The organism is Streptomyces sp. SirexAA-E, from assembly GCF_000177195.2.
Classification (GTDB): domain Bacteria; phylum Actinomycetota; class Actinomycetes; order Streptomycetales; family Streptomycetaceae; genus Streptomyces; species Streptomyces flavovirens.
This window is the reverse complement of sequence record NC_015953.1, coordinates 4,163,650-4,186,957: the sequence shown is the minus strand read 5'-3', so window position 1 is coordinate 4,186,957 and position 23,308 is coordinate 4,163,650. Positions and strand designations below refer to the sequence as shown.

The 23,308-nt window shown below is 73.6% G+C and carries 21 protein-coding genes and 1 pseudogene; 14 read left to right on the top strand and 8 right to left on the bottom strand.

Annotated features, from left to right (window positions below; all coding sequences use genetic code 11):
- Nucleotides 1-13: 13 nt before the first annotated feature.
- From SACTE_RS18755 to SACTE_RS18745, 3 genes are all read right to left on the bottom strand, one after another.
- Nucleotides 14-871, bottom strand: coding sequence for a DUF5707 domain-containing protein (locus SACTE_RS18755; RefSeq protein ID WP_014047591.1), 858 nt, complete (start codon nt 869-871; stop codon nt 14-16).
- Nucleotides 872-1,038: 167 nt separating this feature from the next.
- Nucleotides 1,039-4,227, bottom strand: a complete 3,189-nt coding sequence (locus SACTE_RS18750; RefSeq protein WP_014047590.1) for a hypothetical protein — start codon at nt 4,225-4,227, stop codon at nt 1,039-1,041.
- 226 nt (nt 4,228-4,453) lie between these two features.
- Nucleotides 4,454-5,389 carry a DUF3027 domain-containing protein gene (locus tag SACTE_RS18745; RefSeq protein ID WP_014047589.1) on the bottom strand — a complete coding sequence of 312 codons (936 nt, stop codon included), beginning with the start codon at nt 5,387-5,389 and terminating at the stop codon, nt 4,454-4,456.
- 407 nt (nt 5,390-5,796) lie between these two features.
- Between SACTE_RS18745 and SACTE_RS18740 the strand changes: the two genes are divergently transcribed.
- Genes SACTE_RS18740 through SACTE_RS18725 form a run of 4 tightly spaced genes read left to right on the top strand, consistent with a single transcriptional unit; the run spans nt 5,797 to nt 9,482 of the window.
- Nucleotides 5,797-7,218 (top strand): MFS transporter, encoded by a 1,422-nt coding sequence (locus SACTE_RS18740; RefSeq protein WP_019993382.1) that lies wholly within the window; start codon nt 5,797-5,799, stop codon nt 7,216-7,218.
- A 27-nt stretch (nt 7,219-7,245) separates the two neighbouring features.
- Complete coding sequence (locus SACTE_RS18735) at nt 7,246-7,728, top strand: hypothetical protein (RefSeq protein ID WP_014047587.1); 483 nt, start codon at nt 7,246-7,248, stop codon at nt 7,726-7,728.
- Between the two features lie 34 nt (nt 7,729-7,762).
- A complete protein-coding gene (locus tag SACTE_RS18730; RefSeq protein ID WP_014047586.1) occupies nt 7,763-8,617 on the top strand; it encodes a futalosine hydrolase in 855 nt (284 codons plus the stop codon).
- Nucleotides 8,577-9,482: a 1,4-dihydroxy-6-naphthoate synthase gene (locus SACTE_RS18725; RefSeq protein ID WP_014047585.1), complete on the top strand. Its 906-nt coding sequence runs from the start codon at nt 8,577-8,579 to the stop codon at nt 9,480-9,482. Before SACTE_RS18730 ends, SACTE_RS18725 begins: the two co-directional genes overlap by 41 nt.
- A gap of 73 nt (nt 9,483-9,555) precedes the next feature.
- Here SACTE_RS18725 and SACTE_RS35520 read toward each other — a convergent pair whose 3' ends face one another.
- The gene (locus SACTE_RS35520) at nt 9,556-9,939 is read right to left on the bottom strand and encodes a cold-shock protein (protein WP_014047584.1); all 384 of its coding nucleotides are present in this window, start codon (nt 9,937-9,939) and stop codon (nt 9,556-9,558) included.
- Nucleotides 9,940-10,106: 167 nt separating this feature from the next.
- Here SACTE_RS35520 and SACTE_RS18715 point away from each other — a divergent pair, with 167 nt between their 5' ends.
- Nucleotides 10,107-10,343 (top strand): hypothetical protein, encoded by a 237-nt coding sequence (locus SACTE_RS18715; protein ID WP_014047583.1) that lies wholly within the window; start codon nt 10,107-10,109, stop codon nt 10,341-10,343.
- 9 nt (nt 10,344-10,352) lie between these two features.
- Here SACTE_RS18715 and SACTE_RS18710 read toward each other — a convergent pair whose 3' ends face one another.
- A complete protein-coding gene (locus SACTE_RS18710; RefSeq protein WP_014047582.1) occupies nt 10,353-10,982 on the bottom strand; it encodes an HAD hydrolase-like protein in 630 nt (209 codons plus the stop codon).
- A gap of 207 nt (nt 10,983-11,189) precedes the next feature.
- Between SACTE_RS18710 and SACTE_RS18705 the strand changes: the two genes are divergently transcribed.
- From SACTE_RS18705 to SACTE_RS18690, 4 genes are read left to right on the top strand one after another with little or no spacing between them, the layout of a single operon-like run.
- A complete protein-coding gene (locus SACTE_RS18705; protein WP_014047581.1) occupies nt 11,190-12,200 on the top strand; it encodes an iron ABC transporter permease in 1,011 nt (336 codons plus the stop codon).
- Nucleotides 12,197-13,282: an iron chelate uptake ABC transporter family permease subunit gene (locus SACTE_RS18700; RefSeq protein WP_014047580.1), complete on the top strand. Its 1,086-nt coding sequence runs from the start codon at nt 12,197-12,199 to the stop codon at nt 13,280-13,282. Before SACTE_RS18705 ends, SACTE_RS18700 begins: the two co-directional genes overlap by 4 nt.
- A complete protein-coding gene (locus tag SACTE_RS18695) occupies nt 13,279-14,139 on the top strand; it encodes an ABC transporter ATP-binding protein (protein WP_014047579.1) in 861 nt (286 codons plus the stop codon). Before SACTE_RS18700 ends, SACTE_RS18695 begins: the two co-directional genes overlap by 4 nt.
- A 1-nt stretch (nt 14,140) precedes the next feature.
- Nucleotides 14,141-15,124: an iron-siderophore ABC transporter substrate-binding protein gene (locus SACTE_RS18690; protein WP_014047578.1), complete on the top strand. Its 984-nt coding sequence runs from the start codon at nt 14,141-14,143 to the stop codon at nt 15,122-15,124.
- 88 nt (nt 15,125-15,212) lie between these two features.
- On the opposite strand, the pseudogene SACTE_RS18685 reads toward SACTE_RS18690, so the two are convergent.
- Nucleotides 15,213-15,999, bottom strand: a pseudogene (locus tag SACTE_RS18685) (MerR family transcriptional regulator).
- A gap of 24 nt (nt 16,000-16,023) precedes the next feature.
- Between SACTE_RS18685 and SACTE_RS18680 the strand changes: the two are divergent.
- Complete coding sequence (locus SACTE_RS18680; RefSeq protein ID WP_019993384.1) at nt 16,024-16,518, top strand: DUF6194 family protein; 495 nt, start codon at nt 16,024-16,026, stop codon at nt 16,516-16,518.
- A 65-nt stretch (nt 16,519-16,583) separates the two neighbouring features.
- Here SACTE_RS18680 and SACTE_RS18675 read toward each other — a convergent pair whose 3' ends face one another.
- On the bottom strand, nt 16,584-16,934 hold the full coding sequence (locus SACTE_RS18675; protein ID WP_014047576.1) for a DoxX family protein: 351 nt from the start codon (nt 16,932-16,934) through the stop codon (nt 16,584-16,586).
- Between the two features lie 313 nt (nt 16,935-17,247).
- Between SACTE_RS18675 and SACTE_RS18670 the strand changes: the two genes are divergently transcribed.
- The 3 genes from SACTE_RS18670 to SACTE_RS18660 all read left to right on the top strand — a co-directional run bounded on the left by SACTE_RS18670 (nt 17,248) and on the right by SACTE_RS18660 (nt 19,548).
- Nucleotides 17,248-17,616 (top strand): helix-turn-helix domain-containing protein, encoded by a 369-nt coding sequence (locus SACTE_RS18670; RefSeq protein ID WP_019993385.1) that lies wholly within the window; start codon nt 17,248-17,250, stop codon nt 17,614-17,616.
- 169 nt (nt 17,617-17,785) lie between these two features.
- Nucleotides 17,786-19,000, top strand: coding sequence for a helix-turn-helix transcriptional regulator (locus SACTE_RS18665; protein ID WP_014047574.1), 1,215 nt, complete (start codon nt 17,786-17,788; stop codon nt 18,998-19,000).
- 182 nt (nt 19,001-19,182) lie between these two features.
- On the top strand, nt 19,183-19,548 hold the full coding sequence (locus SACTE_RS18660) for an ATP-binding protein (RefSeq protein WP_019993386.1): 366 nt from the start codon (nt 19,183-19,185) through the stop codon (nt 19,546-19,548).
- A 25-nt stretch (nt 19,549-19,573) separates the two neighbouring features.
- Here the strand turns inward: SACTE_RS18660 and SACTE_RS18655 are convergent, their stop codons facing one another.
- Nucleotides 19,574-20,701 (bottom strand): hypothetical protein, encoded by a 1,128-nt coding sequence (locus tag SACTE_RS18655; RefSeq protein WP_014047572.1) that lies wholly within the window; start codon nt 20,699-20,701, stop codon nt 19,574-19,576.
- Nucleotides 20,702-20,764: 63 nt separating this feature from the next.
- Between SACTE_RS18655 and SACTE_RS18650 the strand changes: the two genes are divergently transcribed.
- Entirely contained in the window at nt 20,765-23,245 is a 2,481-nt protein-coding gene (locus SACTE_RS18650; RefSeq protein ID WP_014047571.1) for a helicase C-terminal domain-containing protein, read from the top strand.
- Nucleotides 23,246-23,308 lie beyond the last annotated feature (63 nt).

Sequence of the window (23,308 nt, the reverse complement as noted above, 5' to 3'; positions counted from 1 at the left end):
CGGACGGGAGCCGCTACTTCACGTCGACGAAGTCACCCGCGGCCGTCACGGCCGGGGTGGTCGACGTACCGGCGAAGGTGTAGCGCCAGTAGCCGTCCACCGAGGCCTTGACCGTGGTCTTCAGCGTGCCGGTGTTGGACGTCTTGAGGGTCTTGACGGTGGTGTAGGTCTTGCTGTTCTTCTTGCGGAACTGCAGCTTGACGGACTGCCCGGCGTAGCCCTTGTAGGTGCCGGTCTCCCAGTTGGCGCGCGACAGCTTGCCGGTGACCGTGAGGGTCTTGCCCTTCTTCACGGGCTCCGGGGCGGCGTTGACGGTGAGCTTGGAGAGCCGCTGGAGCTTCGTCTTCGCGAACGCGGTGTTGTCCACGTCCTGGCCGTCCTTGCTGAGCGCGGCGACGGCGACCTTCCAGGTCGTGGCGTCGGAGTTGATCAGCCAGCCCGGGTCCACCGTGACGGTCAGCGTGCAGGTGGAGGTGGTGGCGTTGACGGCCTTGCAGGACGCCTTCTTCTCGTTCTGCGGGAAGCCGAAGCTGTCGTCGGACTCGATGTCGCCGCCGATCCACAGGGCGGTGGCGACGTCGGCGATGCCGGAGTCGTCGGTCGCCGTGACGACGACGGAGACCTTCTTGGGCGCCGTGGTGCCGACCACGATCGGCTTGCCGCCGTTGACGACCGCCTTGGTGATCTTGAGGTCGCCGTTCACGGTGAGCGCGCGGGCGGCCATCCGCTCCTTGGCGGGTGCCTGCTGGGGCGCGGTCAGCCCGAGGTCGGGCGTCCACGAACGGCCGCCGTCGGCCTGGGCGGCCGGGACGGCGAGAGCGGAAAGAGCCAGGGCGCCGGAGGCGACGGCGACGGTGGCACGTATACGCATGTGTTCCCCTGATGGAGAAGGGGGCCCGCGGCGCGTGGTTCGGCCGGCCGGGCCCGTCCGGTCGATGAGTCTGCTGACTCGACAGATCAGACGGACACCGGATGTGAATGGTTGTACACATCCGTGACCTTCTGGTGAAGATCACGGATGTGTACAGGCTCGGGCTCTCAGTCGAACCAGCGGTCGCGGGCCAGCTCCTCGGTGCGGGACGGATCCTCCAGCAGGGCCGCCACCTCGAAGCGGCGCGGCCACTGACCGGCCGCCCACGCCAGACCGGCCGCCACGCCTTCCAGCGTCGAGGCGTGGACGACACCGTCCGGGGTGCGGCGCCAGTCCAGCTCGACACCACCGGCGCGGAGTTCGGCGTGTTCGAGGTAGGTGCCGGGGGTGCCCGCGCCCAGCAGGACCCGCACGGACTCCGGCACCCGGTGCTCCTCGCCCTCGGTCGTCACCTCGGCCTCGACGCTCTCACCGAGCCGCCGCACCTGGAGCAGCTCGGCCAGCTCGGCGGCGCGCGCCGGTGCCACCGGCAGCAGCGGCACCCCCTCGGTGAGCGGCAGCACGTCGGGGGCGTCCGCGATCACCGCGTCCGCCGCGTCGGCGACCCGCACCTCGCCGTCCACGACGGCACGCAACTCGTCGGGCAGGGTGACCTGTTCGGGGTCCAGCTCGGCGAGGGCGGTGTACAGCGAGTGCAGTTGCGGGGCGGTGACGGGGCGGTCCTCGTCCGCGAGCCTGGCCAACAGCTCGGCCGCGCCGCCCGGCTCGTCCAGGAGGGCGGCCACCGAGGTCCGCACCCCGAGGGCGCGCAGCACCTGGGCGTCGTCGAAGCCGGTGGCGTCGACGGAGTCGTACAGACCGGCCAGACGCGGGTCGCCGCCCGCGGCGCGCAGACCCGCCGGACGCCGGCCGTCGAGCACCGGGTGGTCGCGCAGCCACCAGGCGGTGTAAGGGCGCACGGACTGCGTCGTACCGTCCGGGAGCAGGACGCGTACCGGCTGGGTCAGCGCGTCGCGCAGCGGCGGCCGGGCCAGCATGGCGAGCGCCTGCGGCCAGGCGTCGTCGTCGACGAGGTCGAGGTCGCGTACGGCGACGAGCTCGGTGGCGACCGGCGGCACCGGCATGTCGGGCAGCTGGTCCAGGACGTCCTCGCACCACACGTCCACGGCGTCGAGCAGCCCGGCGTCGTCGGGCTCGGCGAAGTCGCCGTCCCGGGGCTCCAGTTCGTCCGGGTCGAGGACGACGTCGGTGGCGCGTACGAGGGCGAAGGTGGCCAGCACCCCGCAGGCGGTCAGCGGCTGCTCACCCCAGCGCTCCGTCAGTTCCTCGTCGCACAGGGCCAGTTCACCCTCGCGCATCACCTGCGCGAACGGGCTCCCCGGCAGCACGAGTTCACCGGCGGGGGCGGGTTCGCCGTCCTCGTCGGGCAGCGCCAGGGCACCCAGCCAGGGCTCGTCGCCGGGCTCCAGGTCGGCGTCCCGTACGAGGGTCAGGACGGTCTCGGCGAGCTCGTCGCCGTCCAGGGCGTCCTCGTCCCAGATCTCCCCGGCGTCCAGCGATCCGGCGACCGCCGCCCGAACCTGGGGGGTCATCAGGACGGCACGCGGGGTCGCGGGCAGGGCGCCCAGCTTCTCCAGCAGCGGGTGGGCGGCGTCCGGGTGGGCGACCTTCAGCCCGAGCCGGGCCAGCCGGGCGAGGACGGGGGCGGTCAGCGCGTCCGGCAGCGGCAGGAGGACCTGGCGGGGGCCGATCGTGGTGCGGGGCACCTCGTCCGCCGCGCCCTCGCCCGCCAGCGGGACGGGCAGCCCGGAGAGCCGGTCCGGGTCGACCCCGGCGAGGCTGTCGTAGAGCCGCCGCCACCACTCCGGGGCGCGTTCCAGGCCGGCCAGCCGGTCGATGGCCTCGGTCAGCGGGAGGCGGGCGACGCCGAGTGTGCGCAGCTCGGCGCGGCGTTCCAGACCGGCGGGCAGCAGACAGGGCAGCACCTCGGCCAGCACCCGTACGGTCTCGGCGCCCGCCCCCTCGACGACCTCGGCCTCCAGCGGGCGCAGCGCGGTGGTCGCGGTGCGGGGCGAGCCCTCGGCGTCGGCCTCCCAGTCGTCCCACCGGTCGTCCTGTGCCGCGAGGTCGCGGGGCGCCGCGGGCTCCAGGAACGCGACCTCGGGCAGCCGCTCCAGGATCGCGGCGCGCAGTTCGCCGTCCAGCTGCCCCTTGCCGAGCGGGCCGGGCACCAGCGCGATGGTGGCGGTGGACACCGGCTCCCAGGCGGCCAGCAGCTCGGCGTACGCGTCGGCGGCCCGCTGCACCAGGAAGTCGGTCAGCGGCCCGGGCGCGGGGTGCCTGCGGGTGGTGTCCAGCGGCAGCGAGGCGATCAGCAGCGCGGGCACCCCGAGGGGTTCCTCGGTGGGAGTCGGCGCGTGCACCACCGGGGCGGTACGGGGGGCGCGGGGTGCCCCGTCCTCGTCGACGGGCACGGCCCAGGTCACCGACCAGTGCGGACGCAGCCGCTCCTCCACGGGCCGGTCGGCGAGCAGCGCCCGCTCGACGGGGCCGTGGTGGACGACGGTGCGCCAGCGGTGGGTGCCGTCGGCGGAGTCCTCGACGTGGGTGTACGGGCCGTGCTGCGAGCGGCTCAACGTCCTTACGCCGTCAGGTGTTTCGATGACGATCTCGGCGAGGCCGGGCAGCGTCAGCAGCAGCGCGTCGTCCACCGAGGCGAGCAGCCGTGCGACCAGGTCCTCGGCGACGCCGTCGCGCAGGGGCAGCACGACGACGGTGTCGTAGCCCTCGGGCGCGGTGCCCTCGGCGGGCAGCGGGAGTCGGAGCAGCGGTACGTGCCCGTCGCGGCGGCGGAGCTCGTCCCCGAGGCCGGGGCTGCCGGTGGCCGCCTGGCGTGCGAGGTCGCGGGCCTCGGCGAGGGACCAGCGGACGCCGCCGTGCCGGCCGACGAGGGCGGGCTCGTCGCTGACCGCGAGGACGGCGGCGAACCCGACGCCGAACCGTCCGACGGCCTGCTCGTGGCCCTCGCGCTTGGCGGAGGCCCGCAGGGTGCTCAGGGACTCGACGCCGGTGGCGTCCAGGGGGGCGCCGGTGTTGGCGGCGGCCAGGACGGCGCGGCCGTCCCGGTCCTCGTGCAGGGTGAGCCGGAGCCGGCCGGGGACCCCGGCGCGGCCGGCGGCGTCGGCGGCGTTCTGGGCCAGCTCGACGACGAGACGGTCCCGGTAGCCGCCGAGGACCAGGTCCTCCTCGGCGTTGGCGTCCTCACGGAAGCGGGCGGGCCCGGCTCCCCAGGCGTCGAGCACACCGCGTCGCAGCCGCGCGGTCCCGAACGGATCGGCCCCCTCGGTCGCATTCATGCTCACGCTCGCAACTCCACTCTTCCGGTGACCCTGACGCCCAGTGTGCGCCCGAAGGTACCGCGCGTGGAGCCGCCCATCCGGCCGAGGGGCCGCGCCCGTCGAGGACGGGCAGCCCTGAGGGGCCCACCCTGAGATCGAGGGCAGGCGCGGTGGACCGGATCGCGCCTCCAGGAGTCCTCCGGAGCCCCTGGGGCCTCAGGAGCCCAGGAGTGGTCCAGGAGCCTCAGGAGTGGCCCAGGTCCTCCGTCGGGCCGTCCGGCTGGGCCGGGACCGAGCCGGAGTCGTCCGCCGGCCGCAGCGAGTACTCGTCCACCCGCATCGTGTCCATCGCGTGCGGTACCGGCTTCGGCGGCTTCGGCATCACCGCCGCCTCGGAGTGCCCCCCGCACCCGTACGCCAGCGAGACCACCCGGCCGTCCGCGGGGGCGAACTCGTTCGCGCACACCCCGAACGCCTGCCGCAGCGAGCCCGCCATCGGCACCAGGAACGCACAGGTCACACAGGACGCCGGCGCCGCCTGCGCCATCGGGGTCCGGGGCCCGAAGGCCTCGTCCCAGCGTTCCGCCGCCATCCGCAGCCCGTACCGGGACAGCACCCGCGCACGCCGTGCCCCGAGCTCCTCCGCGACGGAGGCGATCGCGCCGCGGTTCACGTCCGTGGGGCGGGACGTCAGCTCGGCGTCCTCCACGTCGACGAGGTCCGCGATGCCCTCGGACATCTCCGCGATCACCGAGTTCGGCGGCGGCTCGTCCTCCCCGGTGTAGCCGGGCTCCAGGCGCGGGTCCTCCGCCTCGGTGGGCAGCAGGTCGCCCGGCCCCATGTCGCCGGGCCGCAGCCGCTCGCTCCACGGCACCCACTCCGGGGCGAGGAGCGCGTCGGAGCCGGGCAGCAGCACCGTTTCGTCAAGGGTGACCTTCTTGGCACGGGAGGCGCGGGCGACCGTCACCGCCCAGCGCCAGCCCCGGTAGCCGGGGTCCTTGCACTCGAAGTAGTGCGTGACGACCCTGTCACCCTCGGAGACGAGGGACACATGCTCGCCGACCACACCGGGTGCGGCAGCCTCCTCGGCTGCCGCCCTGGCGAGGTCTACCGCCTCGGCGCACAGACGGTCGGGGGCGGGGGTACGGGCCGTACGGCTTCGCGTCGTCGCAGCACTCACAGGTCTCGCTTCTCTCCATACGCCGTCTCACGAGCGCGCCAGCAGCCCATCGATGTCCGATTTCGGCTGTCGCGGGTGCGGGCGGAGCGGACCTGGGGGCCGCGTCGACGTCCACACCCGCGGTGCCTGCCTCGGGCGCGCCTTCTGCCACCCATTCTGCGGGATCGCGAAGAGGCGCGCGGCCAAGAACCATCGCCGGTGGCGCGTGAGTGCACGCTACCCTCTCCGCCGCCCCGCGCCCACATGCACGTACCGAACAGGACCGGAACAGCAGCGGGACGGCGCCGCGACCGGTCGGGATCCACCGTCCGGAAGAGGGCGCCGGGCTCACCCGACAGAGCGTCCGCCGCCGCGCCCGGCCCGATCATGGGGTTCGTGACGGCAGGGGGTGGGGCACTATGACTGACGTGGCTGCCGACCGGTCGTCCGACGGGTCCGGCCCCCTTCGCAGGGCGGGCCGGGCGATCGGCCGTGCCCTGCGCGCGCCGTTCAGCTGGACCGGCAGGGGCATCCGCAAGGCGACCCACGCCCACGGGGCCGGCGAGTCCGGCCTCGGCAAGCTGATCGAGCTGCACGCGGTCAACGGCGCGGGTGACGTCATGATCACCGTCGCGCTCGCCTCCACCGTCTTCTTCTCCGTACCGACGGACGAGGCGCGCGGGCGCGTCGCCCTGTACCTCGCCGTCACGATGGCCCCCTTCACCCTGCTCGCCCCGGTGATCGGCCCGCTCCTGGACCGGCTGCCGCACGGCCGCCGGGCCGCGATGGCGGGGGCGATGTGCGCCCGGGCGGTGCTCGCGCTCACCATGTCGGGCGCGGTCGCCACGGGCGGCCTGGAGCTGTATCCGGCGGCTCTGGGCGTCCTGGTCTGCTCCAAGGCGTACGGGGTGGTGCGCAGCGCCGTCGTCCCGCGCCTGCTGCCTCCACGGTTCTCCCTGGTGAAGGCCAATTCCCGGGTCACCCTGGCCGGGCTGCTGGCGACGGGTGTGGCCGCCCCGATCGGGGCGGGCCTGCAGACCGTCGGTTCCGCCTGGCCGCTCTACGGCGCCTGCGCGATCTTCATCGGCGGCACGGTGCTCGCCTTCACCCTGCCCGGCAAGGTCGACTCCGCGAAGGGCGAGCGCCGCGCCCGCCTGGTCCCGCGCGGCGGCGAGGTACGGCCGCCCGCCGAGCCGGGAAGCACCCGCAGCGACCTGTGGACCACCCGGTGGGGCAAGGGGAAGAAGGGGAGGCCGGGGCTGCGGTCCGTCGGCCCGGCCGTCCTGCACGGCCTCCAGGCCAACGCGGCGCACCGCGCGCTCTCCGGATTCCTGATCTTCTTCCTGGCGTTCCTGCTGCGCGAGCACCCGCTCGGCGGGCAGAGCGCCGCCGTGTCCCTCGGCATCGTCGGCGTGGCGGCCGGCGCGGGCAACGCCATCGGCACGGCGGTGGGCTCCTGGCTGCGGGCGCGCGGTCCCGAGGTGATCGTGGCGACCGTGCTGGGGCTGGCCCTGGGCGTGGCGGTGCTGGCCGCCGTGTTCTTCAGCACCGTGCTGGTCGCCGCGCTGGCGGCGGTGGCCGGCTTCACCCAGGCCCTGTCGAAGCTGTCGCTGGACGCCATGATCCAGCGGGACGTGCCGGAGGAGGTGAGGACGTCCGCCTTCGCCCGGTCCGAGACCCTGCTCCAGGTGTCCTGGGTCCTCGGTGGCGCCATCGGCATCGCCCTCCCGCTCAACGGAGTGCTCGGCATGTCGGTCGCCGCGGGAATCCTCGCGCTCGGCGCGACCACCTCCGTACGGGGTCTCCTGGGCGCCGCGCGGCGCGGCTCACCGCACCCCCGCGTGGCGTGAACGGTGCCGACCGATAACCTTCGGCGCATGACCGTTGCGTTCTTCTCCGGTAAGGGCCGTCGAATCGGCGTCGCTCTCGGTGCCGTGTCCGCGGGACTCCTTGTCCTGTCCGCCTGCGACAAGCCGACGCCGCTCGCCACCGTGACGGTCGGCGACAACTCGGTGAGCACCGAGGCCGCCTGCTACAACGACGGCAAGGCACTCAAGGAATCCGAGATCGAGGGCTGCCTCAACAAGAAGGCGGACAAGACCGTCGAGGTCGCGATGGACGACAAGGTCCGCTTCGGCGTCGACCCCGAGATCGCCGACCACGGCTGGACCCTGTTCATCAACGGCCAGCAGGCCGAGCAGGAGCCGTACAAGAAGACCTACCGCTCGATCCCGGGCAGCGCCTTCTTCGCCAGCCAGACCGGCGAGGCCACCGCGGACAAGACGCAGGTCAGCATCGTCGAGACGCAGGGCCAGAAGCTCACGGGTGTCTGGCACTTCCAGCTCAAGAAGACCTCCTGACCGCCTGATCCCCCGATTCGCCAGGAGCTCCGCCGTGCGGGTCCTCGTCGTGACCGCCGTCCCGGCCGAACGGGACGCGGTCACGCGCGCCGTCGGCCGGCCGCCGGAGATCCGGGCCGTGCCGGGCGCCGAGGTGCACCGGGCGGGCCCCTTCGACGTGGTCGCGGGCGGTGCGGGACCGGCCGCCTCGGCGGCGGCCACCGCGTTCGCCCTGGCCGCCGCCCGGACACCCGACACCGGGGCGGCCGACTCCTCGACATCCCGCCTCGGGGGGCCCGGCTCCGAGCCACCCGGCTCCGGGTCACCTGGCTTGCGGTCACCTGCCTTGCGGTCACCTGACTCCCGGTCACCTGACGACGCGCCGTACGGGCTCGTCGTCTCCGCCGGCATCGGGGGCGGTTTCGCTCCCGCCGCGCCCGTCGGCTCCCTCGTCGTGGCGAGCGCCATCGTCGCCGCCGATCTGGGCGCCGAGACCCCGGACGGATTCGTGCCCGTCACCGGTCTCGGCTTCGGCAGGGACCTCTTCGTGCCGCCCGCCTCCCTCGTACGGGAGGTGGCCGAGGCCACCGGGGCCGTGCGGGGCCGGGTGCTCACCGTTTCGACCGTGACCGGCAGCGCCGCACGCACCGCCGCGCTGCTGGCCGCCCATCCCGGAGCCGTCGCCGAGGCCATGGAGGGCTTCGGCGTCGCGGAGGCCGCCGACCGGCTCGGCGTGCCGGTACTGGAGCTCCGGGCCGTCTCGAACGCCGTCGGGCCCCGCGACCGGGACGCCTGGCGCATCGGCGAAGCCCTGGCGGCGCTCACCGAGGCGTTCGGGAAGATCGCACCCGTAGTGGAAGGCTGGACCCATGACCGACTCGACCGACTCCGCGCCCCGCACCGTGACTGACAGCGCCGGCGGCATACCGCCCGAGCTGCGGATCGCCTTCTCGCCGTGCCCGAACGACACCTTCGTCTTCGACGCCTGGGCGCACGGAAGGGTCCCGGACGCGCCCGCCCTCGACGTCACCTTCGCCGACATCGACCTCACCAACGGCATGGCCGAGCGCGGCGAGTTCGACGTCCTGAAGGTCTCCTACGCCGTACTGCCGTACGTCCTCGACGAGTACGCGCTGCTGCCCTGCGGCGGCGCGCTGGGCCGCGGTTGCGGGCCGCTCGTCCTCACCCGGGAGCCGGGCGCGGACCTGACCGGCAAGACCGTGGCGGTGCCCAGCGAGCGGTCCACCGCGTACCTGCTGTTCCGGCTCTGGGCGGCCGAGGTGGTGCCCGGCGGCGTGGGCGAGATCGTCGTCATGCCGTTCGACCAGATCATGCCCGCCGTGCGCGACGGCCGGGTGGACGCCGGTCTGGTGATCCACGAGGCCCGCTTCACCTACCAGAACTACGGCCTGCACAGCCTCGCCGACATGGGCGAGCACTGGGAGTCGACCACCGGGCTGCCGATCCCGCTCGGCGCGATCGTCGCCAAGCGGTCCCTGGGCCAGGAGGCGCTGGAGCGGCTGACCGACGCCATCCGCACCTCGGTGCGGATGGCGTGGGACGACCCGGAGCGGTCGCGCCCCTACGTCGCGGAGCACGCCCAGGAGATGGACCCGGCCGTGGCCGACCAGCACATCGGGCTGTACGTCAACGAGTTCACCGCCGACCTCGGCGAGAACGGCTACGCGGCGATCCGCGGCCTGCTGACGCGGGCGGCCGCCGAGGGCCTCGTACCGCCGCTGGCCCCGGACGCGCTGTCGGTCACCGGTCGCTGACGCCTGAGACGCCGGGTCACCGCCGCCGCGCGCGACCGCCGCGGCGGTGCCACCCGCAGGGGGGACGCGTGCGTCACACGTCGAGCTGGTCCGCGACCGCCCGCAGCAGTCCGGCGATCTTGGCGCCCGCGGCCTTGTCCGGGTAGCGACCGCGCTCCAGCAGCGGCGTGATGTTCTCCAGCACGGTCGTCAGGTCCTGCACGATCGACGCCAGCTCGTCCGGCTTGCGCCGCTGCGCGGCCGCGACGGAGGGCGTGGGGTCCAGGACGACGACGGACAGGGCCTGGTCACCGCGCTGGCCCGCGACCACGCCGAACTCGACGCGCTGACCGGGCTTGAGGGCGTCGACACCGGCCGGGAGTACGGACGAGTGGACGAAGACGTCGTCGCCGTCGTCGCGCGAAAGAAAGCCGAAGCCCTTTTCCGAATTGAACCATTTGACCTTACCCGTGGGCACGTCTGTCCTCGTCCTCGTACTCGTCGGTGGGGCGGGAGAGCCGCGAAACGGCTCCGGATAGCAGTACAGCGGGTCCCGTGACCCGCCACGTCCAAGGCTAGTGGCCCGGAGGCCGAAGACAAGACGTCGCCGAACGGCTCCGCCGAGCTGGGAACTACCCTGGCCGGGTGAGTACTACTCCTTCCGGCGCAGGCGACCGGCTCGTACAGGTCGGCGCGATCGTCTTCTTCGTCGGCGCGCTCGCCACCCTGGTGACCGTCGCCCCCCTGTTCCTGGGCACCGATCCGTTCCCGTCCGCGGCTTATGCGGTGTGCATGCTGATGGGGCTGGGCTTCCTCATCGCCGCCGCCGGTGTGGTGCGCTCGGTCTGGAAGAGCTCGCCGAAGCGCGCCGCCGCCCGCTGACCAGGCCCCTCAGACCGCCTCGCCGCGTGCCGCCCAGGCGTTCAGCCAGGCCGGGAACCCGGTGAGATTTGGCAGGATCACGTCGGCGCCCGCGGCCCGCAGCTCCTCCTCGTCGCACGGTCCGGTGGTGACGCCGACCGACAGGGCGTCCGCCGCGCGCGCCCCGCGTACGTCGCCGGTGTGGTCGCCGACGTATATCCGCGCGCCGTGGTCCAGGAGCGCCTCCGCCTTGCCCTCGGCCCAGAGACCGCCGATCAGGACGTCCGGCACCAGGCCGAGGTGGTCGAGGTGGAGCTTGGCGTTCGGCTCGTACTTGGCGGTGACGACGATCGCCCGCCCGCCGAGCGCCTGGACCGCCTCGACGGCCTCCCGGGCGCCGGCCAGCGCGGGCGTCGGCGTGATCGCCCGGTCCGGGTAGAGCGCGCGGTACCGGTCGGCGGCGGCGGCGATCGACTCGGGCGGGTACCAGTTGGTCAGCTCGTCCTCCAGCGGCGGACCGAGACGGCTCACGACCAGGTCGGTGTCGATGTACACCCCGGTCTCGGCCGCCAGGGTCAGGTAGGCGGCCTTGATGCCGGGCCGGGAGTCGATGAGCGTCATGTCCAGGTCGAAGCCGACCGTCAGGGTGCGTGAAGGCATGCCGCCATTGTGCCGAGCGTCCGGAACCCGGGTGACGGCGCGGCGGCCCCCGCAGGGTGCCCACGGGCCCGGAGAAGGGGTGCCGGGCCCCGGAGAAGGGGTGCCGGGCCGGACGGGACCGCCAAGGGCACACTGACCCGGTTGACAGGCCGCGCATAGACTCAGCCAAGCCTTACCTTGCTCGTCCTCGCCACCCGATTGGTTCCGATGGCCCCCGCCGCACCCCGCCTCTCCAGACGCGCACTCGCGACCGCGGTGGCCGTCCTCGCCCTGCTGCTGGCCGTCCTGCTCAGTCTGGCCGTGGGCGCGCGGACCATCGCGCCCACCGCGGTCGTCGACGCCCTGCTGCACGGCGGGCACTCGGACGCCGCCGAGGTGGTCCGCGAGATGCGGGTGCCCCGCACCCTGATCGGGCTGATGGTCGGCGCGGCCCTCGCCCTCGCGGGTACGGCGCTCCAGGGCATCACCCGCAATCCCATCGCCGACCCCGGGGTCCTCGGCATCAGCCAGGGCGCCTCGGTGGCCGTGGTGCTGGCCATCGCCTACGCCGGGATCCACACCCTCTCCGGATACGTGTGGTTCGCCTTCGCGGGGGCCGCCGTCGCGTCCGTCGCGGTGTACGCCATCGCCTCCCGGGGCCGTGGCGGCGCCACCCCGGTGAAGCTCGCGCTGGGCGGCGCGGCGATCAACGCGCTGCTGGTGTCGGTGACCATGGCCGTGCTCACCACCAAGGCGTCCGCGCTGGACGAGTTCCGTTTCTGGCAGGTCGGTTCGATCGCCGGGCGCGAGGCCCAGGTCGCCCAGCAGATCTGGCCGTTCCTGCTGGTCGGCATGGTGCTCGTGCTCTCCGTGGCGCGCGGCCTGGACGCGTTGGCGCTGGGCGAGGACGTGGCGAAGGGCCTGGGCCGGAACGTGGCGGCCGTACGGATCGTCGGCGGCATCGGCGCCACGGCGCTCACCGGCGCCGGGGTCGCGGCGGCCGGGCCGATCGCCTTCGTCGGCCTCGCGGTCCCGCACATCGCCCGCGCGATCGTCGGCGGCGACCACCGCTGGGTGCTGCCCATGGCGGCGCTGATCGGGCCCGTGATGCTGCTGGTCTCCGACGTCGTCGGCCGGATCGTCCTGCCGCCCGGCGAGGTACCGGCGGGCGTGATGACGGCGCTGATCGGTGTGCCGTTCCTCGTCGCCCTCGTACGCCGGAAGGCGGTGCCCGCGTGACCACGGACACGGCAGTGCCCGCACGCCCCCCGGTCCGGCCCGCCGGTTACGGCGTCGTACGGGTCGGGAGGCGGGCCGGATTCCTGCTCCACCGGCGGGCGGCGCTGGTCTCGCTGGGGCTCGCCGTGCTGCTGGCCGCCCTCTCGGTGGCGTACCTCTGCGTCGGCGAGAGCTTCGTGGCGCCCGGAGAGGTGGTGAAGGTCGTCCTCGGGCAGCCGTCGCCGGACGAGCTCGTCGTGGGCACGCTGCGGCTGCCGCGCCTGGTGGTCGGGCTGCTCGTGGGCCTCGCCTTCGGTGTCGCCGGCGCTCTGATCCAGACCGTCGCCCGCAACCCGCTGGCCAGCCCCGACATCATCGGCATCAGCCAGGGCGCGGGCGCGCTCACGGTCGGCGCGATGACCTTCGGCGTCACCTCCTACACCCTCCTGCCGTACCTCTCCGTGCTCGGCGGCGTCGCCGCGGCGGCTCTCGTGTACGTGTTCGCGTGGCGCGGCGGGCTGCACGCCACCCGCTTCGTGCTCATCGGCATCGGTTTCGCGGTCGCCCTGCGCTCGGTGACGACCCTGTTCCTGACCAAGGGCGACTACCTCGTCGCCCAGCAGGCGCAGATCTGGATGACGGGCTCGCTCAACGGCCGCGGCTGGACCGAGGCCGCCCCGATCGGCTGGACCCTGCTCGTCCTGCTGCCCGCCGTGCTGTGGGCGGCCCGCGCGCAGCGCACCGTCTCGATGGACGACGACACGGCGACGGCGCTCGGGGTGCGGCTCGGCCGCGTACGGCTGGGGCTCGTCGCCCTCGGCGTGATCCTGGCCTCGGTGGCGACGGGGACGGCAGGACCGGTCGACTTCGTGGCGCTGCTGGCCCCGCAGATCGCCCGCCGGACGACCCGTACGGCACAGATCCCGCTGCTGTGCTCGGCACTGCTGGGCGCGATCGTCGTCGTCCTCGGCGATCTCCTGGCCCGCAGGCTCTTCTCGCCGACCGAGCTCCCGGTGGGCGTACTGACGGCGGCGGTCGGCGCCCCGTACCTGATCTGGCTGATCATCCGCGGCCACGGCGGCCGCAGTGGAGGCACCGCATGACCACGACCGGCCTCACCGGCACCGTCACGTCGAGGCTCACCGCCCGCGGGCTGACCCTCGCCTACGAGGACCGCACCGTCGTCCACGAGCTGGACCTGGCCGTCCCCGACGGGCGGGTGACGGTCATCGTCGGACCGAACGCCTGCGGCAAGTCGACCACCCTGCGTGCGCTCGGCCGGCTGCTGAGACCGGCGGGCGGGGCGGTCCTCCTGGACGGCACCGAGCTCTCCCGCATCCCGACACGGAAGATCGCCCAGTCCGTCGGGCTGCTGCCGCAGACCCCGGTGGCCCCCGAGGCGATCACCGTCTCCGACCTGGTCGCCCGTGGCCGCCAACCGCACCAGCACTGGTGGCAGCAGTGGTCGGAGGCGGACGAGCGGGCGGTGACGGACGCCATGGAGCAGACGGACGTCACCTCTCTCGCCGACCGGTCCGTGGACGCCCTCTCCGGCGGTCAGCGCCAGCGCGTGTGGATCGCGATGGCCCTCGCCCAGGAGACCGATCTGCTGCTCCTGGACGAGCCGACGACCTACCTCGACATCGCGCACCAGGTGGAGGTCCTGGACCTGGTGCGCCGGCTCGCCGCCCCGGCGGCCGACGGCACCCGGGGGCGGACCGTCGTCACCGTGCTCCACGACCTCAACCAGGCGGCCCGGTACGCCGACCACCTGGTCGCCATGAAGGCGGGCCGGATCGTGGCCGAGGGCCGTCCCGGGGACGTCGTGACCGCGGAACTCGTCCGTGAGGTCTTCGGCCTGGAGGCGGTGGTCGTCCCGGACCCGGTGACGGGTTCGCCGCTCGTCGTGCCGGGCGCGCCCTGGAAACCTTCCACACCCTCTCCCCGAAAGGCACTCTGACATGACCGGTTCGCTCCGCAGCCGCCGCGGCCTCGCCGCGGTCTCCTTCGCCCTGACCACCGCCCTGGCGCTCTCCGCCTGCGGGTCGTCGGACTCCGACTCCGACGCCGTGTCCGGAGGCGGCGCCTCGGCCGACACCCACACGGTCTCCACCGCGATGGGCAACGTGAAGGTCCCCGTCGCGCCGAAGCGGGTCGTCGTCCTGGACACCGCCGAGCTGGACTCCGCGCTCACCCTCGGCGTGAAGCCGGTGGGGGCGACCCACGCGGACGTGGACTCGGGCTTCCTGAGCTACCTGTCCGAGGACCAGGTCGCGGGCATCAAGGACGTCGGCGCGCTGATGACGCCGAACCTCGAGTCGATCGCCGCGCTCAAGCCCGACCTGATCCTCACCAGCAAGATCCGGCACGGCGACAAGTACGACGAGCTGAAGAAGATCGCCCCGACGGTCATGACGGAGAACACCGGCTTCACCTGGAAGGAGAACTTCCAGACCCACGCCAACGCGCTCGGCAAGGTCCCGGAGGCCGAGAAGGTCATCTCCGACTACGCCGCGCACACCGCGAAGGTCACCGAGGCGCTCGGCGGCAAGGAGAAGGCGGCGGCCACCGAGGTCAACATGGTGCGGTTCGTCGAAGGCGCGGACATCCGCATCTACGGCAAGCAGAACTACATCGGAACGGTCCTCGCGGACATCGGCCTCGGCCGCCCCGCGATCGTCGACAAGGCCAAGGACGGCTTCTCGTACGACGTCAGCCCGGAGAAGATCGACCTGGCGGACGCCGACGTGATCTTCCACTCGACGTACGGGGACGCGAAGAAGTCCAAGGAGACGCAGACCGTGGGCAGCGGGCTGTGGAAGAACATGGCCGCGGTGAAGAACGACAGGGTGTTCCCGGTCGACGACGAGCTGTGGATCCAGGGCATCGGCTACACGGCGGCGGGCAAGATCCTGGACGAACTCCAGGCCGACCTGACGAAGTAGCGGCGACGGGCGTGCCCTCGGCCTCCCGGGGCGGGGCCGGGGGCCGGGGGCCGGGGCGGGGCCGGGGGCCGGGGCGCGGCCCCTCCCGTCACCGGCCCTGGGGCGCCGGCTCCTCGGCAGACGCGACGACGGCCGCCAGGTCGGCGCCCGCCCGGAGCAGCGCCACGGTCCGTGCGGCGATCCGGTCGAGGCGTTGCCGCAGGATGCGTCGGGCCTCCCCCGAGCCGTCGTGCCGGCGCAGGGAGCCCATGATCTCCCGCACCTCGGGGACGCCGTATCCGGCACCGCGCAGAGCGACCACGATCCTGGCCGCTCCGACCGCCGAAGGACCGTAACGACGTGCGCGCAGGGACGTCACCCGCTCGGGCAGGACCAGCCCCTCCTGCTCCCAGAACCGCAAGGCCGAGGAACGCACACCGAGCGCTCCGGCGAGCTCCGTGATGGTCATGGCGTCACCCTCTTGCCCTGACCCGGGTGTGTGGGCTTCGGCCTCGATCGCACGCAACGCCTGCTGAGCGTGCAGAGTCTCCTCCCGTTCCCGCGTGAGCTGTACGTGCACCGCGCTGACCGCCGCGGCCGCCTCATCGAGCGTCTCCGTCTGCAGCCTCACGAGCGTCTTCCGGGCCTCGACAGGTCCGACAGCGCCCGCGAGCCCGCGATAGGCGCCCAGAGCCCGCACGTGAACCGGGGTGTAGGACCGGTACCCGTTGGCCGACCGAGCGGCCGGAGGAATCACTCCCAGCCGCTCCAGGTCACGCACCTCGCACCTGTTGCACCGAGTACCCCGACTCCCGGGCGACATCGACGGTGCGGAGGGGCACCCTTCGCGAACCGCTCACCGGACCTCCCACAAGCCGAACCCCACACAAGCACATGAAGATGATGCTTGAACCATGAGTATGGAACAGATCATCGCGACCGTACGAGGCTTCGACGGCGCGCTCGTGTTCGTCCCGGAGCCGGGAGACGGCTTCCCCGAGATCGCGTGGGGAGACGCGTTCTTCTACTACGCCCCCGACGGGGGGATGCCTCAGAACGTCCAGCCCTACGGGACGATCGTCACCAAGGACTGCCCCGACGACGCCACGTCCGACCTCGATCCTCCGGGGCGCCGGCGGGTGAACATCCACGTCGACCGGCCGACGTTTCGGGAGCTCACCGGGGAAGACCCGCACGGCGTCGGCCGTCCTCACGACCACGCCGCCGCCGACAGGGTCATGCCGCACCCGGTGTACGGCGCACTCGGCTGGGTCTCCGTGGTCAATCCCGGTGACAGGACGACGGACACGGTCATGCGGCTGCTGCTCGACGCCCACAACGCCGCTCGCCGCCGCTACGAGCGGCGCCACGGGCCGGCAAGGCCGGAGGGGGACGACTGCCGGTATTCCAGATAGGGCGGGCCGGCCGACGGCCTGGCCGATGCCACCAACAGCTCAGCCGGTTCGCGTGGTCGAGGCAGTCACAGGGTCGCCGACCGCAGGACGACGAGGGCGACGGCGACAGCTGTCAGGACGGCTGCCGGGGGCGCCCCCTCGTAGTCACCGACGCGCAGGTGGGTGGCGACCGCGCCTATGAAGTAGAGCGCCAGGCAGACGGCGGCGGCGATACCGAGCGGCCCCCACCAGAGCCCGACGACGAGGCCTCCGGCGCCCGCCGCCTGGGCGATGCCCAGGAACGGCAGCATGCCGTACGGCAGGCCGAGGGTGGACATCTGGTCGACAAGCCGCTTCGGCCGGGTGAACTTGGCACCGGCCGAAGCCAGGAGCACCATCGACATGAGTGCGGCGACGACGGCATAGGTGATGAACATGGTGACACCTCAGGTGTTCGACGGGGTGGGGTAGCCGGACATGCGCCGGTCCGGCTGTGCGGCGCTTCGCCGGTCCGGCGGCTTTCGCGCACCAGGGCGCAGCGTTCCGCCTGCCTGGTGTCGATCGCAGCGGGGCCGGTGACCATGGTGTGGACGCGGGACGGCCCACCGCCGGACCGGAGTTCCGGGACGGACCGGCGTGTGACGCCCGGGAGAGGAGACGCCGAGCTCGGTCTCGGCGCCCTTCGAAGGGGTGCGCTGCATGTCTTCGACGTTAGGCATCCGTCAGGTACCGATAGGTACCCTTCGGCTCGTGAGCCTCCGTCCCGGAACCGTCTTCCTCGCCGACTGCCCCGCCCGCACGGCAGTCGAGATCATCTCCAGCAAATGGGCCGTGGTCACGCTCTTCGCTCTGAGCGACGGCCCCCTGCGCCACGGCGAGCTGGTCGAACTCATCGGAGGCGTCTCGCGCAAGGTACTGACGCAGACGCTGCGCCGCCTCCAGGAGAACGGGCTCGTCGAGCGGCGCTCGTACGCCGAGGCGCCACCGCGCGTGGAGTACGGCCTGACCGAGCTCGGGCGCACCCTGGACGAGCCGATCAGGAGGCTCACCGAATGGGCGAGAACCAACGGTGAGGCGGTCGCCGCCTTCCACGAGGCGGCCGAGGAGAACGGCGCTTAGCCGCATCTCTCCGCGCGCTCCGGCCGGTTGACCGGAGTGACTGGCCGACGAGGGATCAGGTCACCCTTGCGAAGTGGGGCGGGACCGAGCCCCTGGTCCCCGCCGATCCGGTCCGCGGGTGGCGCCACGGCGCTCCCTCTCCCGGTCGCGGCGGGCGTACCGTGGCGACGTGGCAAACGAAGACCTGGGACGGGCCCTGCGCCGCCTGCGCCGTCTGGCCTCGCTGACGCAGGAAGAGCTGGCCGAGCGCTCCGGCGTGTCCGTCGACGTGATCCGTCAGCTCGAACAGGGGCGGAAGCACTCGGCACGCCTCCCCACGCTGCACGCACTGGCGAACGGTCTCGGTGTGGAGCTGACCACGCTTCTCGGTGACCCGCCTGCGGTCTCCTCCTCAGGCGAGAACGACGGACCGCGCTTCGTGGCCGTGCGCCGCGCCGTCATGCCCGTGCTCTGGGGGCCGGAGCCCGAACCGCCAGGGCCCGGCTTCTCTCCGGTCCGGCTGCGGGAACAGATCGCGGAGGGCTGGACGCAGTACCACTCCGCGGAGTTCGACACGGTGACGAAGGCACTGCCGGACCTGATCTCGGATGCGCGCGCCGCCACGGCCTCGGCGGACGACGAGGACCGCAGGGCCGGTTACGCAGCACTGGCCAAGGCACTCCAGCTCGCCGGACACGTCGCCGTACGGATGGGAAAGACGGATCTCGCCCTCATCAGCCTGGAACGCGCGACGGATGCCGCACAGCAGTCCTCCGATCCACTGCTTCTGCCGATGATCGTCAACTCCACGGCGTGGACGTACCAGCGACAGGGGCGCCTGGAAGACGCGTTGGGCATCGCGCTGCGGGTCGCCGACGACATGGCGGACGCGGGCCGCACCGGGACAGCCGACGGTTTGAAGGTATGGGGCGCGCTGACCATGAGCGCCGCCACGTCGGCCGCACGAAGCGGCGACTACGAGCGCGCAGCGGTGATGATGGAAGCGGCGGAGAAGGAAGCGGGCCGCGTCGCGCAGCTGCCTGACGGTGGGGACAACCGCATGGTCAGCGTCTTCAGCCCCTCGTCGGTCCGCATCGAACGTGTCCGGCTGGCGGTCCAGTACGGGCACCCTCAGGACGCCCTGGCGCTGGCCGAGGGCATGCGGCTGAGCAAGGACACGCCGCCGTCCTGGCGGACGTGGCTCCTGCTGGACGTGGCACGGGCCCATACGGACATCGGCGACGCGGCCGGGGCGGTGAAGACCCTGGAGTCCCTGCGCCGCGTGGCGCCGACGTGGATGCAGCACCACACGTTGGCCGTGGCCGTCGTGCGTGACCTCTGGGCACTGCCCAACCACCCGCCGGGGCTCCGGGCCCTGGCCGAGTTCCTGGGGATCGGCGAATAGCGTGGTGAAAGTGGGGCGTTGCGTCCCTGTCGGCGTTCCCCGCATGTCGCTTTCATGAGCGGACAGCGCCCCGACGGCCGTGCGACCAGCCGTGGGGCCCGGCCGATCCGAGAGAGCAGACCGACATGCCCCGACCTACGGCGCGGGCCCGCCCGACCGGGCACCCCGGGTACAGCGAGACCATGCCTCGTCTGCCGGAGAGCGCCGCGACCGCCCGGCGCCTGATCCGTGTGGCACTGACCGTCTGGGGCCTGGACGACGTGGCCGAGGACGGCGCCCTGATCGTCTCCGAACTGGTCTCCAACGCGGTTCGGCACGCCCGGCGGGACTCCATCCGGGTCGTCATCGACCGCCCCGAGGCGATGCGCGTCCGGATCGGCGTCGTGGACTTCTCGAAGGCCCCGCCACTGCGCGGGGAACCGGACCCGGAAGACGAGGGCGGGCGTGGTCTCGCGCTCGTGGAGGAGCTGGCCGAGGAGTGGGGCACCGAGCCGCTGCCTTGGGGGAAACAGGTGTGGGCCCAGTTGCGCGGGAAGGGCTGCGAATGACCGGTGAACAGGAACGCCCCCGCCCTCACCCCGGCAGTCGCCGGGACCTCCACACCAGGTAGACCGCGGACGCCACCGCCGCCGTGCGGACGACGCCCGGCCATACGTCCGTCATCGCGTCCCCCATCGCGCCCTCGGCGATCGGGGTGCCCCAACGGCCGTCCATGCGGCCCCAGAGCCAGACGAAGGCACCGGCCACCACCACGCCCGGGAGGCCCATCGCCACCCACTTCGCCTCCGTACGCGAGAGCTTGCGGGAGCTGTACGCCAGCACCCAGCCGCCCGCGAGCGCCAGCCAGGAGCCCAGCACCGCACCGGCCACCAGCAGGGCGGCGGCGAGGAGCAGGAACGGATGGGAGAGCCGGAGCCGTCGGCCCTGGGCGACGCGCTCGCGGCGGCGCAGCCCGTACCACCTGCGCGGGGAGGCCGGGGCGGGCTCCTCTGCGGGCGCCTCCGGCTCGGCCGCCGCGGTGTCCGGCACGTCCGCCGGTTCCTCCACCGGCCGTGGGCGTCCCAGTAGTTCCGGGCTCAGGCCGCCCACGAACCCCGGCACGGTCATGTCCGCGTCCGACACGCCCGCGCGCTCACCGAACGGTCCCGGTTCGGTCCGCCACCACTCCGGCTCGCCGTCCGACGCGCCCGCCTGCCCCAGGCCGAGCATGTGCGGCGCCGAGGCCGCAGGCCAGGCCGGTGCGGGTCCCCGCTCCACGTCCTCGGCCGGGACGTCACCACCCGGCGCGCCCGGTCCGTCGTCCGCCGGGGCCTCGCGTCCCAGGGCCTTGGCCGGCTCCTCGCCTCCTGGCCCCTTGACCACCGGATCCTTCCGGAACAGTCCGAGCCTCGGTCGCGGCACCCCGCGCGGCTCCGCCGGGGCCGGTGGCGCGGCGGCCGTCCGGGGTGACGGCATCGCGACCGTGCCGTCCCCCGACTCCGCGGCGGCGGCCACCAGTTCGTCCGGCGCGCCGAGCCGGCCGAGGATGCGCCGGACCGTGGCGGGCGTGTCCGCGCCCTGCGTCCCGCGCTGCCGGTCGATCTCGCCCCGGAGCGTCGAGACGAGTCTCATCCGGGCGCCCGAGGGCAGCTGTTGCTGCTGGGCCAGGTCGCCGACCCGGCTCAGGTAGTCGTAGACAAGCTGGTCACTCTCGATCCCCACCGATGGTTCTCCCTCTACCCGGCCTGCCCCGACGGTAGCGTTCCAGGGGCTACCGTGGGACGGATGGGGACGACCACACCACCGCGCACGCTCGCCGAGGCTCTGCGCGCCCGGGGCGACACATCGCTGGCAGGGCTGCTGCGTGCCCGCCCCGACCTGCTGAGTCCCGTGCCGAACGACATCACGCAGCTGGCGACACGGGCCGGGACGCGGGCCTCCGTCGTCCGCGCGCTGGAACACCTGGACCGGTTCGCCCTGCAGACCGCACAGGCGCTGGCGGTGGCGCCGGACCCGGCGCCGTACGCCACACTCCTCGCACTTTTGACGGGGGACGGCCAGGACGACGGCGAGGGCCGCGACGACACCGGGGCGGCGATCACCGCCGCACTGCCCGGCGCGCTGGCGACCCTGCGCGAGCAGGCCCTCGTCTGGGGCGAGGACGAGGCACTGCACCTCGTACGCACCGCCCGTGAACTGCTCGCCCCGTCCCCGCAGCACCCCTCACCCACCGGCCTCGGCCCGACCGTCGCCGAGGCCACCGCAGGCATGTCACCGGGCCGGCTCCAGGAGATCCTGGCCGCCGCCGGGCTGCCCCCCACCCACGACCCGGTCTCCGCCGTCGCCTCACTGACGGAGCTCTTCACCGACCGCACCCGCATGGCCGCGCTGCTGGACACCGCCCCGGTCGAGGCCCTGGCGGTGCTGGACCGGCTGGTGTGGGGCCCGCCGTACGGCGAGGTCACCGCGAACCCCGCGCCGCCGGTGCGATGGCTGCGCGACCGGGGGCTGTTGCTGCCGGTCTCGACCCGTACGGTCGTCCTGCCGCGCGAGGCGGCCCTGCACCTGCGGGCCGGACGTGCCCACCGTGTGCCGGAGCCCGTGGCGCCGACCGTGACGGCCGCCGCCGAACGCGATCCCCAGGCTGTGGACAGAGCCGCGGCCGGCCAGGCCTTCACCGCGCTGTCCACGATCGAGGAGCTGCTGAAGCTCTGGAACAACGGCGGACCGGCCATCCTCCGGGCGGGCGGCCTGAGCGTACGCGAGCTGAAGCGGACCGCGAACGCGCTGGACGTGTCGGAGCCGATCGCCGCCTTCTGGGTCGAACTCGCCTACGCCGCCGGGCTTCTGGCCCCCGACGGCGAGGCCGACGAGCGGTACGCGGCGACCCCGGCGTACGACGACTGGCTGGAGCTCCCGGCCCAGGACCGCTGGACCCGCCTTGCCTCCTCCTGGCTGGCCGCCACCCGCACCGCGGGGCTGGTCGGCGGCCAGGACGCCAAGGGACGGGCCCTGTCCGCCCTCGGCCCCGACCTGGACCGTTCGGCCGCCCCGGAGGTGCGCCGCCGGGTGCTGGCCCTGTTCGCCGCTCTCCCCGCGGGCACCGCCCCCGACCCGCAGTCCCTGCTCACCCGGCTGCGCTGGGAACGGCCCCTGCGCACCCCGGCGCCCGGCGCGTCACCGGCCTCCGGAGAGGCCGACCTGCGCTCCAGGATCGCCCTGTGGACGGTCAACGAGGCGGAGTTGCTCGGCGTCACCGGCCGCGGCGCCCTCTCCTCGCAGGCCCGCGCGCTGCTGGACGAGGCCCCGCGCGAGGCCGCCGCCCGGCTCGCCCCGCTCATCCCCGAGCCCCTCGACCACGTCCTGCTCCAGGCCGATCTGACGGCGGTCGCGCCCGGCCCGCTGGAACGCCCGCTCGCCGAGACGCTGTCGGTGCTCGCGGACGTCGAGTCCAAGGGCGGTGCGACGGTCTACCGCTTCACACCCGGCTCCGTCCGCCGCGCCCTGGACGCCGGCCAGGCCGCCTCCGACCTGCACGCCTTCCTCGCCACGCACAGCCGCACGCCGGTGCCGCAGCCGCTGAGCTACCTCATCGACGACGTGGCACGCCGCCACGGCCATCTGCGGATCGGGGCCGCGTCGGCCTACGTGCGCTGCGACGACGAGGCCGTCCTGAACGAGATCCTGGCCGACAAGCGCTCGGCCGCCCTGCGGCTGCGCCGCCTCGCCCCGACCGTGCTGGCCTCGCAGACCGACCCGGCGTCGCTGCTGGACGGCCTGCGCGAGATGGGGTACGCCCCGGCCGCCGAGTCCGCGGAGGGCGACGTCCTGATCACCCGCGCCGGAGCCCGCCGCACCCCGCCGCGTACGCCCCCGACGCCGGTGCCCGAGGGACCGCCGGTGCCGGACAGCACCTTGCTGTCGGCGGCCGTACGGGCCATCCGCGCGGGGGACACGGCCGCTCGGGCCGTCCGCGTCGGCACCGGGAGCACCCAGGACGGCCCTGACCCGGCGTCGGCCGGCGAGCTGCCCCGGACGACCCCGGCGGAGACCCTGGCAACGGTCCAGGCGGCGGCGATGACGGGGTCGGCGGTCTGGATCGGCTACGTCAACGCGGACGGCGCGGCCAGCCAGCGGGTGATCGCCCCGGTCAAGGTCGAGGGCGGCTTCGTCACGGCGTACGACCACACGGCGGACGAGGTCCGCACCTACCCGCTGCACCGGATCACGGGCGTCGCGGAACTCGCCGACGACCCGTCGGACTGACGGGACCACAGGAGGACATCCGAGTACGACCAGGTGGTGCGTGATCGATGTGGAGGCACCGAC